The sequence below is a fragment of the Gilliamella sp. wkB112 genome (assembly GCF_001690685.1).
GTDB classification, from domain to species: Bacteria; Pseudomonadota; Gammaproteobacteria; order Enterobacterales; family Orbaceae; genus Gilliamella; species Gilliamella apicola_J.
On sequence record NZ_LZGL01000019.1, the window covers coordinates 1 to 14068 of the forward strand.

Annotated in this window: 14 protein-coding genes and 1 rRNA gene; 8 read left to right on the forward strand and 7 right to left on the reverse strand. The window is 35.2% G+C overall.

All coding sequences use genetic code 11. The features are described 5' to 3' along the window. Positions 1–354, reverse strand: a 16S ribosomal RNA gene (locus A9G12_RS10380); the annotation flags it as partial. A gap of 472 nt (positions 355–826) precedes the next feature. Continuing rightward, positions 827–1369, reverse strand: coding sequence for a D-glycero-beta-D-manno-heptose 1,7-bisphosphate 7-phosphatase (gmhB, locus tag A9G12_RS10385; RefSeq protein ID WP_065565787.1), 543 nt, complete (start codon positions 1367–1369; stop codon positions 827–829). A gap of 121 nt (positions 1370–1490) precedes the next feature. On the opposite strand from gmhB, the gene metN reads away from it, so the two are divergent. The 4 genes from metN (at position 1491) to tsaA (ending at position 5051) form a co-directional block, all read left to right on the forward strand. Then, positions 1491–2522, forward strand: a complete 1032-nt coding sequence (gene metN, locus A9G12_RS10390; protein ID WP_065565788.1) for a methionine ABC transporter ATP-binding protein MetN — start codon at positions 1491–1493, stop codon at positions 2520–2522. A 112-nt stretch (positions 2523–2634) separates the two neighbouring features. Next, complete coding sequence (locus tag A9G12_RS10395) at positions 2635–3294, forward strand: methionine ABC transporter permease (protein WP_065565815.1); 660 nt, start codon at positions 2635–2637, stop codon at positions 3292–3294. A gap of 14 nt (positions 3295–3308) precedes the next feature. Beyond that, complete coding sequence (gene metQ, locus A9G12_RS10400; protein ID WP_065565789.1) at positions 3309–4211, forward strand: methionine ABC transporter substrate-binding lipoprotein MetQ; 903 nt, start codon at positions 3309–3311, stop codon at positions 4209–4211. Positions 4212–4337: 126 nt separating this feature from the next. Beyond that, on the forward strand, positions 4338–5051 hold the full coding sequence (tsaA, locus tag A9G12_RS10405) for a tRNA (N6-threonylcarbamoyladenosine(37)-N6)-methyltransferase TrmO (RefSeq protein ID WP_442903486.1): 714 nt from the start codon (positions 4338–4340) through the stop codon (positions 5049–5051). 259 nt (positions 5052–5310) lie between these two features. On the opposite strand, the gene hslO is transcribed toward tsaA, so the two are convergent. From hslO to A9G12_RS10420, 3 genes are all read right to left on the reverse strand, one after another. After that, entirely contained in the window at positions 5311–6174 is an 864-nt protein-coding gene (hslO, locus tag A9G12_RS10410; RefSeq protein WP_065565791.1) for an Hsp33 family molecular chaperone HslO, read from the reverse strand. Then, positions 6174–6572, reverse strand: a complete 399-nt coding sequence (gene hslR, locus A9G12_RS10415) for a ribosome-associated heat shock protein Hsp15 (RefSeq protein WP_065565792.1) — start codon at positions 6570–6572, stop codon at positions 6174–6176. Before hslR ends, hslO begins: the two co-directional genes overlap by 1 nt. Positions 6573–6672: 100 nt before the next feature. Then, positions 6673–8157, reverse strand: coding sequence for a hypothetical protein (locus A9G12_RS10420; RefSeq protein WP_141674157.1), 1485 nt, complete (start codon positions 8155–8157; stop codon positions 6673–6675). A 350-nt stretch (positions 8158–8507) separates the two neighbouring features. Between A9G12_RS10420 and greA the strand changes: the two genes are divergently transcribed. Then, positions 8508–8984 carry a transcription elongation factor GreA gene (gene greA, locus A9G12_RS10425; protein ID WP_065565794.1) on the forward strand — a complete coding sequence of 159 codons (477 nt, stop codon included), beginning with the start codon at positions 8508–8510 and terminating at the stop codon, positions 8982–8984. A 56-nt stretch (positions 8985–9040) separates the two neighbouring features. On the opposite strand, the gene yhbY is transcribed toward greA, so the two are convergent. Then, positions 9041–9334, reverse strand: a complete 294-nt coding sequence (gene yhbY / locus A9G12_RS10430; RefSeq protein WP_065565795.1) for a ribosome assembly RNA-binding protein YhbY — start codon at positions 9332–9334, stop codon at positions 9041–9043. A gap of 98 nt (positions 9335–9432) precedes the next feature. Between yhbY and rlmE the strand changes: the two genes are divergently transcribed. The 3 genes from rlmE to folP all read left to right on the forward strand — a co-directional run bounded on the left by rlmE (position 9433) and on the right by folP (position 13038). Next, entirely contained in the window at positions 9433–10059 is a 627-nt protein-coding gene (gene rlmE, locus A9G12_RS10435; RefSeq protein ID WP_065565796.1) for a 23S rRNA (uridine(2552)-2'-O)-methyltransferase RlmE, read from the forward strand. 77 nt (positions 10060–10136) lie between these two features. Next, positions 10137–12017, forward strand: coding sequence for an ATP-dependent zinc metalloprotease FtsH (gene ftsH, locus A9G12_RS10440; RefSeq protein ID WP_176701761.1), 1881 nt, complete (start codon positions 10137–10139; stop codon positions 12015–12017). A 184-nt stretch (positions 12018–12201) separates the two neighbouring features. After that, on the forward strand, positions 12202–13038 hold the full coding sequence (folP, locus tag A9G12_RS10445; RefSeq protein WP_065565797.1) for a dihydropteroate synthase: 837 nt from the start codon (positions 12202–12204) through the stop codon (positions 13036–13038). 183 nt (positions 13039–13221) lie between these two features. Here folP and ubiA read toward each other — a convergent pair whose 3' ends face one another. Further along, positions 13222–14049 (reverse strand): 4-hydroxybenzoate octaprenyltransferase, encoded by an 828-nt coding sequence (gene ubiA / locus A9G12_RS10450; RefSeq protein ID WP_065565798.1) that lies wholly within the window; start codon positions 14047–14049, stop codon positions 13222–13224. Between the last annotated feature and the right edge of the window lie 19 nt (positions 14050–14068).

The following is a 14068-nucleotide window of genomic DNA, read 5'->3' on the forward strand; positions in this document are numbered from 1 at the left end:
ACTGCTGCCTCCCGTAGGAGTCTGGACCGTGTCTCAGTTCCAGTGTGGCTGGTCATCCTCTCAGACCAGCTAGAGATCGTCGCCTTGGTGAGCCCTTACCTCACCAACCAGCTAATCCCATATGGGCTCATCAAATGGCACGTGGCCCGAAGGTCCCACGCTTTGGTTTCTCAACTTTATGAGGTATTAGCAGTCGTTTCCAACTGTTGTCCCTCGCCACTCGGCAGATCCCCATACATTACTCACCCGTCCGCCACTCGTCATCAAGTGCAAGCACTCATGTTACCGTTCGACTTGCATGTGTTAAGCCTGCCGCCAGCGTTCAATCTGAGCCATGATCAAACTCTTCAATTTAAAGTTTGATGCTCAATAACTGTCTCTGACATATTCAAATGAATCTTCAGTGTCACTTATCAAGACTTAATTTTTTAAGTCCGTAGACTTTTAATTTCTTCGTCTCGCAAGTGCCCACACAGATTGTCTGTTTCTTAATTTTTAAAGAGCTGACAGCCTATTTATTCTTAACCTTCCTCAACCTTTTCGCTGATTCAGTTTGCTGTCTCAAGGGCTGCGTATACTACGCTACACCTTCTTATTCGTCAAGATCTTTTTTCTAAAATTTCGATCCCGCTCACTAACTTGCCACTGTCTGATTGCTCATCACTGCGTGTCAGTGGATGCGCATTATAAGCACTTCTTTTTTTCCTGCAAGGGTTTATTACATTTTTTTTGCCGTTTGCAGTTTTTTTGTTCAAGGTGTTTGAAAAATAAACCAATTACCACTTTATTGTTTTAGTATTAATGTTATTTTCTTTTTATAATCTGATTATTTATTTCTATTCTCTTTTATCTTATTCGGTAAATCAGCCAAACTATCAATTACCCAATCTGCTTGCTGTAATGCATCTTCAGTAACGGAATCACCAGTTTTTACTAACACCGTCGTTTTAACACCAGCTCTTTTACCTGATAATAAATCAGATGTTCTGTCTCCTACCATATAGGAATTAGCAATATCTATATTTAACTCTTTAGCTGCCGTTTGAATCATACCCGGATTTGGTTTACGACATTCACAATCATCAATTAATGGATCATGAGGACAATAGTAAATACCATCCAAATCAACACCGCGATCTTGTAACGACCAGTCCATCCACTCAGTCAAAGTATGAAATTGTTGTTCAGTAAATATATTTCTAGCAATACCTGATTGATTAGTCGTAATAACTAACAGAAATCCCATTTTTTTAAGTTCCTGCATTGCTTCAATTGCACCATCAATAAAGTGGAATTTATCAATCGTATGCACATAGTTATAATCCACATTGATAGTACCATCTCTATCTAAAAAAATTGCTGGTTTCATTTTTACTTTTTATTCTCCTTTTTATATAGGATAAAGATTCATTTTTAGTTAACATATAGTAATTGACTTAGATGTCTAGACGTCTTAATATTCATCTATTAATTTTTTCATTTTATATATTATGATACAATTACAACATATTTCGAAAACATTTGAACATAATAAGACACCAATTTATGCTTTAAAAGACATCTCAATTGATGTTCCAAAAGGTAAAATATATGGTGTTATTGGTAAATCTGGAGCCGGAAAGAGTACACTGATTCGCTGTGTTAATCTATTAGAAAAACCAACCAGTGGTCAGATTTTTTTTGATGGACAAGAGATTACTAATCTATCCAATAGGCAATTAATTAAAGTTCGCCGAAAAATAAGTATGATTTTTCAGCATTTTAACCTTCTTTCTTCACGCACCGTATTTGATAATATTGCGTTCCCACTAGAACTTAATAAAACACCTAAAGCAACAATTAAACAAAAAGTAAATGAACTTATTGCCTTAGTTGGTTTAACTGACAAAGCTAATGTTTATCCGGCTAATTTATCTGGAGGACAAAAGCAGCGTGTTGCTATCGCTAGAGCATTAGCGAGTGACCCTAAAGTATTACTGTGTGATGAAGCAACCAGTGCCCTAGATCCTGAAACAACTCGTTCAATCTTAGCATTATTAAAAGATATCAATCAAAAACTAGGACTTACCATTTTATTAATTACTCATGAAATGGATGTTGTAAAGCAAATCTGTGACCAAGTTGCTGTTATCAGTGATGGGCAATTAGTCGAACAAGCTTCTGTGGGTGAAATGTTTTCACATGCAGAAACCGATATTGCACGACAGTTTATTCAATCAACTTTACACCTCAACATTCCGGATGATTATTTAGAAAAATTATCACCTGATTATAAAGAGGGTCTGAATCCTTTAGTCCGTCTAGAGTTTACAGGGGTATCCGTTGATCAACCATTACTATCACAAATTGCTAAAGAATTCGATATTGATAGCAACATTATCAGTGCACAAATGGATTATGCCGGCGGCGTTAAATTTGGGTTAATGTTGGCAGAAATGAAAGGGAAACCGAAAAGTACCGCATCAGCAATACAATTTTTAGAAAAACATAATACCAAAGTAGAGGTACTCGGTTATGCTTGATTTTTTACCTGCATTCAAACCATTTGAATCATTAATGCTTTATTTGTCCCAATTCAGTTTTTGGAAAGACTTTGTCGCATTTTGCTCCTCATTTAACGGCTTTAGTGAAGCCATGCTAATTAAAATAGCACAAGCAACAGATGAAACAATTTATATGGTGGCTTTATCTGGTTTTTGGGGAACGGTTATTGGATTACCTATTGGCATTTTGTTATATACTACCCGTAAAGGACAAATTTTAGAGTATTACGCAGCCAACAGTTTCATCTCATTTTTTACCAATATATTTCGTTCAATACCTTTTATTATCTTGATTGTTTGGATAATTCCTTTTACTGCTTTTATAATGAAATATTTTACTGGATTAGAAACCTATATTGGTAAACAAGCAGCCATTGTACCATTAAGCATTGGGGTAGCACCCTTAATTGCTCGTATGATTGAAAATGCATTACTTGATGTACCTAAAGGTCTTATAGAAGCAGCCCGTTCTATGGGAGCTACTCCACTACAAATCATATATAAGGTTTTATTACCCGAATCGTTACCTATTATTGTTAATAGCATGACTATTACACTTATTACTTTAACAGGTTATATTGCGATGGCAGGTGCAGTTGGGGCTGGCGGATTAGGTCAACTAGCAATTCAATATGGTTACAACGGTTATAAGCCTGCTATAATGAACACAGTTTTAGTTATATTAATTATTATTGTCTTTATAATTCAATTTATTGGCAATATTATTGTTAAACGCGTTACTCATCACTAATATCGGAGAAACTTATGTCAATTAAGAAGCTAGCACTTGTTACCACATTGGTGAGTGCATTTTTTTTAACAGGTTGTGATAATAATAAACAACCATCAACCACAGATAATAAATCTGCAGAACCAACTAAAGTTAGTACCCTTAAAGTTGGAGTAATTTCAGGGCCAGAACAGGAAGTTGCCGAAGTAGCAAAACAACAAGCAAAAGACCTTTATAAACTAGATGTTGAATTAGTTATTTTCAATGATTATGTCACACCAAACCAAGCATTAAACGACGGTTTAATTGATGTTAATGCTTTTCAACATAAACCTTATTTAGATGAGCAAATGAAAGATCGCGGTTATAAATTAATCGTTGTAGGTAATTCTTTTGTTTATCCTATTGCTAGCTATTCTCACAAACTAAAGCCTGTCGATACAGTAGCTGATACAGAGTCTGGTGTTAAAGTCACTTCACCACGTGGTGAAACTTTCTTTATTCCAGCCAATGCAACTATAGCCATTCCTAATGATCCAACTAATTTAGGTCGTGCATTACTGTTATTAGAACACGAAGGCATGATTACTGTCGATAAATCAAAAGGCTTATTACCAACAGTACTTGATATTACCAGCAATCCATATAACTATAAAATAGTAGAACTTGAAGCGCCAATGCTGCCTCGTTCGTTAGATGACGCTCAAGTAGATCTAGCTATTATTAATAACGCTTTTGCTGGTCAAGCTAATTTAACACCAAGTAAAGATGGTATTTTTGTGGAAGATAAAGAATCACCATATGTTAATATTATCGTAGCACGAGATGCCGACAAAGATAATGAAAACATTAAAAACTTTGTTAAAGCATATCAAACTGATGCCGTAGCTCAAAAGGCTGACCAAATTTTTAATGGTGCCGCTATTCGTGGATGGTAAAAATCTACTAATATATTAAGTTTAATAAATTCCGTCGACGGTAGTCGGCGGAAATAACAACTAGAATAAGTTGAATTGCCCATAATTTTGAATCAAACTAAGCAATAACCAATAGCAAACTTAAACATAATGACTTATCCAATTGAGCCTATCGGAATTATTCGCTCCCCTTATAATGAAAAATTTGCTGTCCCAAGGCAGCCTAATTTAGTCCCAGCAGGACAAGGTGAACTACATTTATTACCACCATTTAACGATCCTAACTGTATAAAAGGATTAGAGCAGTTTTCACATTTATGGTTATTATTTCAATTTCACCAAATTGATCCTGAAAAATGGCGTCTGACTGTTCGTCCTCCTCGCTTGGGAGGTAATAAAACCTTAGGTGTATTCGCTACCAGATCACCCTTCAGACCAAATCATATTGGATTATCGGCGGTAGAATTAAAAGACATTATTCTTGAAAAGAAGCAAATAATTTTAAAATTAGGTAGCCTCGACTTAATCGATGGCACTCCAATTATTGATATCAAACCATATCTTCCTTACTGTGATAGTTACCCTGAAGCAGATGCTGGTTATGCACAATCAGTTCCCAAACAAAAATTAACAGTTGAATTTTCAACCACTGCACTAAACCAACTTGCAATATACCAAGCAAATCATCCTAAATTGGCAGAATTAATAATTCAAGTTATTGCTCAAGATCCAAGACCAGCTTACAAACACAGTAATCTTGATCAACAAACTTACGGTATTACTCTGTATCATTTTAATATTAAATGGCAAATAACTAATCAACAAGCAACAGTTATTGATATTGACGAAAATAAGATTTAATGAGTTAATTTTTAATATAAGTTAGAACTATTTAGTATGGTTAAAATTATAATCAATTGATTATAATTAATACTTTTTTTAGGAAAAAATATAACAACAAGTTTTGTAAAGTTTCTTTACAATTTTGTTATCTAAACCATGTAAAATAGGTTGGAAAAATACAATTATTTTGTTAAATTAACGGTGGAATTATTATTCCTATATTTCAATTTTACCACTATAGATGTACTAATCTTAGTGGTATTTTTATTTACTAGCATTAATGATAATTTGTATGCTGTTTATTTTTCAATTCAGCAATATCAATTGCATCAAACAAATAATGTTTTCCGCAATAATCACAATGCATATCAATCTTACCACCTTCTTCATTTAAAATCTCATCAATTTCCTCAGCAGATAATGTCATTAAACTATTTTCACAACGTTGGCGAGAACAAATACATTTGAAGGTAATCTGGTGAGTTTCAAAAAGGCGAACTTGCTCTTGATTATATAAACGATACAGAATTTCATCAGCAGGTAATTGAAATAGCTCATTACCAGTAATTGTTTCAGTCAATGTACTAAGATGTGCAAAGGATTCCTCTGTATTCTCATCATTTGGTAAAACTTGTAGTAAAATGCCGGCGGCTATAGGCTTATTATTATGGACACCTGTTTTCACAAATAACCGTGTAGGTAATTGCTCAGATTGCATAAAATAGTTTTCTATACAACCAATTAAAGTATCTTTTTCTAATCCAACAATACCTTGATAACGTTCACCATTTTTGGGTGTAATAGTAATTACAATATAACCATTACCAACCATCTCTTTCAGTGTAGCATCATCAGCAATTTCACCATTAATTCGGGCAACTCCACGCAATTGTTGCTGATTATTACCATTGACTACTGCAAGTGTGAGCGATCCATCACCTTGTAACTGTACCGCTATATCTCCTTCAAACTTTAAAGTTGCGGTCAATAAACTAGTAACCACCAATAATTCACCTAATAGCTTTTGCACTGCAATGGGGTAATCATGATTATCTAAAATCGCTTGATAGGTATCTTCAAGCCGAGAAATTTCTCCACGAATAGGATGATTATCAAATAAAAATCGATTTAAAGTATCCATTAATTATTATCACTTTGTTGTCGTTCATGTTTAAATTTAAGTAAATTACGCCGTTCCTTTTTATCAGGTTTACGGTCTGGATGTGGCATAGTTAATGCGTTGAGTTTTCGTGCTTCAGCGATTTTCTCTCGTTTAGTAATACTGTCCTCGGTTTCTTGATAAAGTAATTGGGCTTCTATTGCTGGTCGGCGTTGTTCACTAATAGCTAACACTTGAATCGTTTTGAGATCAGAACCTTGACGAAGGGTTAATACTGCACCTACTTCAACAATTTTACTTGGTTTAGTTCGTTGACCATTATAGTGAACCTTACCACCGTCGACCATTTCGCGAGCAAGTGAACGTGTTTTGTAAAATCTTGCCGCCCATAACCATTTATCTAATCTTATTGAATCCATTACTTCCCCTAGTGATATTATTAATCAGCTAATTGAATACTAAAACATCTATATTACCTGAAATATTTTCACAAAAAATATAAGGATTTTTTTCAAAAAATCAATGTTCGCGTGTAATGACATAATCATTGCCATCTGCTGAAAATGTCCCTGAAAAGCCAAATGGTACAATATCACCATGTAGATCAACCGTATAATTTATCGCTTTAGGTGGTTTATTAACTAATTTCCATTCTTCCAACAGTAGACTAGTTACAGCATAAGCATTAAATTTGAATTTCAAAAATTCAGTTAATGAAGGATTAACTGTTGCAATAACCTCCAACATTCCTCCTTGGCTTATTAAAGAACTAAAATTTAATATAGCACAATCATTATCATCAAATTTCATAACTAAATCCGGGTAACGGATATCAATACGATTAATCGATCCGCTTTCTGCTTTAAAAAATAATGAACCAGAATATAATCCGAGTTTTCTATCTTTTACTAACGAAAGGTTTGAACCAGACATTTCAAAATTATTAAAAAAGAAAGGGAACTCAGAATTAGTTCGAATTAACCTACCTGGCAAAATAGTTAATGTATCAATTTCAATCTGGCTAAATATGTCAGGTAATATCAAAGATTCTAATTTCTCAGGTAACTGATAATCAACGTCTGTAAAAGTTATTTGATTTATTTTTAATAAATCATCTTGCCAGCTTCCAGTAAACCTAAAGTTACCTTTACTCCAATTAGCCATTGCTTTTTCTATGGTAACCATATCCTCTTGCGATTTTAATTGTAGTAATACTGATGAAAAAATCTCATTATTCCAAACTATATTTTCTGCATTAAAAGCTAACGAACTCTGCTCGAAATTCCATTGCTTATCATAATTTATATTAGTTGCCTCAATATTACCCTTTTCTATTGATATTGATGGTAACTGAATACTACTATCGAGCATTTTAAATTGGTGAATGGTAAACTTTTTAAAAATTGCCGGTAATTGCTCAATATCAATTTCATCAGTTAATTGAAAATGGACATTATTAATTTTTAACTGGTTAATATCCAAACTATTATCAGCTAATATTTTTAATTTAGCCTCAAAAAAACCATCATTGATATTACCGTTTAAATTAGTAATATAAGTAACACCATCTTGATAGAATCCTTGAACTAATGCCGACTTTATTGAAGTTTGATTATATAAAACTTGCTGTGAGGTTAAATCAAATTGATATTTATTTTGATTTGATAAAGAAAAAGGTTTAACTGAACCATTTACTTGTTGAAGAGAAAACTTCTCCTTTTCGTTATTGATTGGAACATTAACCATGGAATCTATAAGCTTTAACGAATCTGTTGAAATATCATATTTAATCTCACCAGTATCATTAATCACACCATTTATAACGGTAATAGAATTAAAGTGATGCAACTGCCAAATATTATCTTTATCGAGGTCAATAATTAATTTTGGTATAGTTGTTATTTCTTGATTTTTATCGCTGATAACGACATCATCTAATGCTAATTCATAAAAATTGGTAACAGAATAATGTATCTTTCCAATTGAGATCGAGTATGATGTCAATTTAGATAATTGCTGGCTAGCTAGTCGAGCGACAAATGAAGTTGATATCAAAAAATAAGATAGCAAAACCAAAACACTAATAAAAGCCACTAAAGTAATTATGTAAAATCGTAATCGGCGCATAAATTAATTAAATTATTAAAGATTAACTTACCTTAACCCATTATAATTAAAATAGCACCCTTTTTCAGCATAAATGATTTGTGGTTAAGCCAGTTTTACAGTTATTATATCGTCATAGACAATTATGTCTTTAATATAACAAATCGAATCGATTACTATCCCTTTCTTACACAAGATGAGGGCAAGTTATTTTTTATTTACAATAAATAAAACGGGAGCAAACAAAGATGCAACAAATCCCAATGACAGTAAGAGGGGCCGAATTATTACGTGCCGAACTCGAAGAATTAAAAAATGTCAAAAGACCCCAAATTACCGCAGCAATAGCCGAAGCTAGAGCACACGGAGATTTGAAAGAAAATGCCGAATATCATGCTGCTCGAGAACAACAAGGATTTTGTGAAGGACGTATTCAAGAAATTGAAACTAAATTATCACAAGCACAAATTATTGATGTTACCAAAGTAAAAAATACTGGGCGTATTATTTTTGGGGCAACAGTAACTGTCATTAATGTTGATACCGATGAAGAAACTACCTATCAAATTGTCGGTGATGATGAAGCTGATTATAAACAAAACTTAATTTCTGTTAATTCACCTATTGCCCGAGGTTTGATTGGCAAAGAAGATGGCGATACTGTACACATTAAAACGCCTGGTGGTGATGTTGAATTCGATATAGTAAAAGTCGACTATATTTAAGGTTACAATTTGTAATAATACAAAAACAGGGTTATCAGCCCTGTTTTTTTATAACTTTATTTTGGTAAAGTAATTTTTTTGTCTTCACTTGGTCTAAATATGGTAAGGATAGAACCAACTTGTTGTACTGACTCGGCTTTAGTTTCCCGAATGATCGCATCACAAATCAGTTTTTTAGTTTCACGATCTTCTGCTGCGACTTTAATTTTGATTAGTTCATGAAAATTCAAAGCATTTTCAATTTCTGCTAACACCCCTTCGGTAAAACCATTAGCTCCAATCATTACCACCGGTTTTAAATGATGAGATTCACTTTTTAAAAATTGTTTTTGTCTATTAGATAAATTCATTAATTTTTTATCACATTAAGTTGTAATTCTGTTATTTTACCCTTATATATATGAGTAATCAATGAAGTGACCACTTTAACCTTAAGGATTTATTAGTTGTGAGTAATAAAAAACGCTCTGCAAGCTCAACCCGTTGGCTTAATGAGCATTTTAAAGATCGCTTTGTACAGCAAGCACAAAAGAAGGGACTACGCTCAAGGGCTTGGTTTAAACTAGAAGAAATACAAAAAACTGACAAATTATTTAAACCTGGCATTACAGTTGTTGATTTAGGCGCAGCACCTGGTGGATGGTCACAATACGTTGCATCACTCATTGGCAATAAAGGCCGCATTATTGCTTGTGATTTATTGCCAATGGATCCAATTGTTGGTGTGGATTTTTTACAAGGTGACTTTCGCGATGAGACTGTTTTAAAGGCATTACTTGAACGTGTTGGAGATCAAAAAGTACAAGTTGTCATGTCTGATATGGCACCCAATATGAGTGGGCAACCAGCAGTGGATATTCCCAAGGCCATGTATCTAGTCGAACTGGCTTTAGATATGTGTAAAGATGTACTTGCTCCCAATGGTAATTTCATCGTTAAAGTGTTTCAAGGCGAGGGCTTTGAAGAGTACCTCAAAGAGGTTCGTTCATTATTCAAAACTGTCAAAATTCGCAAACCTGAAGCCTCTCGAGCACGGTCACGAGAAGTTTATATTGTAGCAATGGGGATGAAGTAGCCAGTTGCATAATTTTGTAGTAACATTACTTAATATTTTTTAGTCGTAACTGTTAATTTTTATGAGAGGTTTTTCTTTTGAACGACATGGTAAAGAATCTACTGATCTGGGGAATTATCGCTGTAGTATTGATTGCTGTATTTAACCAATTTAGTTCAATATCTAACAGTGGACCTCAAGTCAATTATACCCAATTTAATTCAGACATCGCTAGTGGTAAACTTCAGGAAGTTCGTATTAATGGACGCGAAATTGTTGCCACCACAAAAAGTAATAGTAGCTACGTTACCTACATCCCTTATTTTGATGAAAAATTGATGGATGATTTGGTGGTAAACAAAGTTGCTGTATTTGGCAGTCCTGACGAAAAACAAAGCCTACTAGCTACGATTTTAATTTCTTGGTTTCCAATTATTTTATTAATTGGTTTTTGGATTTTTATGATGCGCCAAATGCAAGGTGGTGGCAAAGGTGGGCCAATGTCAGTTGGTAAAAGCAAAGCTCGCATGCTAACCCCGGATCAAGTTAAAACCAAATTTGCTGATGTTGCTGGTAGTGAAGAAGCCAAACAAGAAGTTACTGAAGTAGTAGATTTTTTACGTGATCCAGGCAAATATCAAAAACTGGGTGGTCGCATTCCAAAAGGTATTTTGATGGTGGGGCCGCCGGGGACAGGTAAAACCTTACTGGCAAGAGCAATAGCTGGTGAAGCTAATGTGCCTTTTTTTAGCATTTCAGGTTCTGACTTTGTAGAAATGTTTGTTGGTGTAGGTGCCTCACGTGTACGTGATCTATTTGAACAAGCTCGCAAACATGCTCCTTGTATCATTTTTATTGATGAAATTGATGCAGTTGGCCGTAAACGTGGTGCCGGTTCAATGGGTGGTCATGATGAACGTGAACAAACTCTTAACCAAATGCTTGTTGAAATGGATGGTTTTGAAGCTAATAGTGGTATTATCATTATTGCGGCAACCAACCGCGTTGATATATTAGACCCAGCTTTACTTCGCCCAGGTCGTTTTGACCGCCAAGTGCAAATCGGTTTACCGGACATGAGAGGTCGTGAACAAATTCTGGCGGTGCATGTTCGTAAAGTTCCGCTAGCTTCTGATGTAGATCTATCTGTGTTAGCTCGTGGTACGCCAGGTTATTCAGGTGCTGAATTAGCTAATTTAGTTAATGAAGCTGCCTTATTTGCTGCTCGTCGTAATAAACGCCTAGTGACCATGGAAGAATTTGAAGAAGCCAAAGATAAAATTAATATGGGTACCGAGCGTCGATCATTAACCATGACTCAAGAACAGCTCATTTCAACCGCTTATCACGAAGCGGGCCATGCTATTGTTGGTTACTTAATGCCAGACCATGACCCTATTCATAAAGTAACTATTATTCCTCGTGGTCGAGCTTTGGGGGTGACTTTCTTCTTACCTGAGGGTGATCGTGTTAGTGAAAGCCGTGAAAAACTCGAAGGCGATATTGCTACTCTTTATGGTGGCAGACTTGCTGAAGAATTGATTTATGGCGTTGATAAAATCTCAACCGGTGCTTCTAACGACATAAAAGTAGCAACTCAATATGCCAGAGCTATGGTAACCCAGTGGGGCTTTTCTGACCGTTTAGGACCTTTGTTCTATGAAATGGATGATAATTCTGCTTATGGTCGTCCTAAAGATATCTCGGATGAAACGGCTCGTATCATCGATGAAGAAGTTAAACTGATTATTGATCGTAACTTTGAAAGAGCACGCAAAATATTAACTGAAAATATGGATGTGCTCCATGCAATGAAAGATGCACTTATGAAATATGAAACTATTGGTTCTAAACAAGTTGCTGATTTAATTGCTCGCCGACCAATTAATGCGCCAGATGATTGGACCGAAAATGACGAAAAAGCGGCAAAGGAAATTCCTAATGAAGGCAGTAACATACCGCCTGAATCGGACAATTAATTTACTCAATGAATAAAAAAACGCGCTCCGGCGCGTTTTTTGTCGGTAGCAACTAGTTGGTTTAATCAATAAATTTATAATGATAAAAACTACACCACAACAAGCATAACACTCTGGTGTTAGTTTCTAATTAAACTTAATTAAATCTAACATTAAACATCTTCATAAAATAAGGCAACAAATTATGGAAATTCGTTTTCAAAATCAGGTAATGGATCTGTCTTTTCCTCAAGTAATGGGTATTGTTAATATGACGCCAGATTCATTTTCTGATGGTGGCGATTATAATAATCTTGATGATGCCATGCGTAGAGTAGATAGTATGATTCAAGCTGGAGCAACATTTATTGATGTTGGTGGCGAATCAACTCGCCCTGGAGCCGCCGAAGTTTCAGTGGATGAAGAACTCAATCGCGTTATTCCTCTGGTTGAAAAAATAGCCCGTTACTTTGATGTCTGGATATCCGTTGATACTTCTAAACCGCAAGTGATTAGCGAAGCAGCTAAAGCTGGGGCTCATTTAATTAATGACATCCGGGCATTAACCGAACCTGGCGCACTTAAAGCAACAGCAAACACCGGCTTACCCGTTTGCATTATGCACATGCAAGGTGATCCTAAAACCATGCAAAATGCACCCCACTATCAGCAAGATATCTTTCAAGAAGTCGATCAATTTTTTGCCCGGCATATTAACCGTTGCATCAATGCCGGAATTGATCGTGAAAAAATCATACTTGATCCCGGTTTTGGGTTTGGTAAAACGCTAGCTCATAACTATCGCCTACTGGCAACTTTAGAGAAGTTTCATCATTTTGATTTACCTCTGTTAGTAGGTATGTCAAGAAAATCGATGATTGGGCAAGTACTAAATGTACCACCTCAAGAACGTATGCTAGGTAGTGTTTCATGCGCTGTTATTGCGGCTATGAAAGGCGCTCATATTATCCGCGTGCATGATGTTAAAGAAACCTTTGACGCTCTCAGAATTGTACAAGCAACGCTCGCTGAGCAAGGGTAGCCATCATATCTTTTTTAGGCTATTTGATTATGATTCTGCGATCATTAGCCTAATATAGTTTTGTATGAGCTAATTGGCAATTTTGTCAAGATATTTCCAAACAGATATACGTTTCAGTATAAAATTACAGGCTAAACTCTGATAAAAGCTATATAACCATTATGACTAGATATTTATTAACTTTTACGAAAAAAATATACCTAGAAAAACTAAGCAACCGACTAAGTTATTATTCATAAATGCCTTAAAACATCGGTTCCTTTGACGGTCTTTAATTAACCATTGCTGATAAATAAACAGCAACACAGTCAACAATAAACCTAAGTAATAAAAAGTAGACAATTGGTTAAGTTGACCAATAATAACTAGGTTAATAACGGTTATGAACTGTAATACACCAATGATTAATTTATCATAATGACCAAACAAAATAGCGGTTGATTTAATCCCAATTTTTAAATCATCATCCCTATCGACCATGGCATACTCTGTATCATAAGCGACAGTCCAACAAATATTAACTAGACAAAGCAGCCAACACGTTAACGGAAACTGCTCAATGGTGGCCGCATATACCATGGGGATGCCCCAACTAAAAGCAATACCTAAAGTAACTTGTGGTAAATGGGTATAGCGTTTCATAAAGGGGTAAATTAATGCCGTCAATAACGCCAAACCAGCAATAAACCATGATAATTTATTTAAAGTGAGTAATAATAGCAGTGCGATAACTAATAAAACCAACAAAGTCCACAAAGCATTTCGGGGGCTTAGAGCACCACGCGCTAATGGACGATTTTTGGTGCGCTCAACATAGCCGTCGAAATGACGATCAGCATAATCATTGATCACACAGCCAGCCGAACGCATTACTATCACACCTAGCACAAACACCAGTATAATATATAACAATGGTTGGCCTGCAAGCCAAATAGCCCAGAGGGTTGGCCAAAGTAATAGTAATGTGCCAATTGGCCTATCCAAGCGCATTAGTTGTAAATAAGCTCGCATTAATCCTATTCATCCTAAT

Excerpts from the sequence above, each read along its gene's own strand:
- gmhB (WP_065565787.1), bottom strand. The coding sequence starts at position 1,369 with ATGAAACCAGCAATTTTTTTAGATAGAGATGGTACTATCAATGTGGAT.
- metN (WP_065565788.1), top strand. The coding sequence starts at position 1,491 with ATGATACAATTACAACATATTTCGAAAACATTTGAACATAATAAGACA.
- A9G12_RS10395 (WP_065565815.1), top strand. The coding sequence starts at position 2,635 with ATGCTAATTAAAATAGCACAAGCAACAGATGAAACAATTTATATGGTG.
- metQ (WP_065565789.1), top strand. The coding sequence starts at position 3,309 with ATGTCAATTAAGAAGCTAGCACTTGTTACCACATTGGTGAGTGCATTT.
- hslO (WP_065565791.1), bottom strand. The coding sequence starts at position 6,174 with ATGGATACTTTAAATCGATTTTTATTTGATAATCATCCTATTCGTGGA.
- hslR (WP_065565792.1), bottom strand. The coding sequence starts at position 6,572 with ATGGATTCAATAAGATTAGATAAATGGTTATGGGCGGCAAGATTTTAC.
- greA (WP_065565794.1), top strand. The coding sequence starts at position 8,508 with ATGCAACAAATCCCAATGACAGTAAGAGGGGCCGAATTATTACGTGCC.
- yhbY (WP_065565795.1), bottom strand. The coding sequence starts at position 9,334 with ATGAATTTATCTAATAGACAAAAACAATTTTTAAAAAGTGAATCTCAT.
- folP (WP_065565797.1), top strand. The coding sequence starts at position 12,202 with ATGGAAATTCGTTTTCAAAATCAGGTAATGGATCTGTCTTTTCCTCAA.
- ubiA (WP_065565798.1), bottom strand. The coding sequence starts at position 14,049 with ATGCGAGCTTATTTACAACTAATGCGCTTGGATAGGCCAATTGGCACA.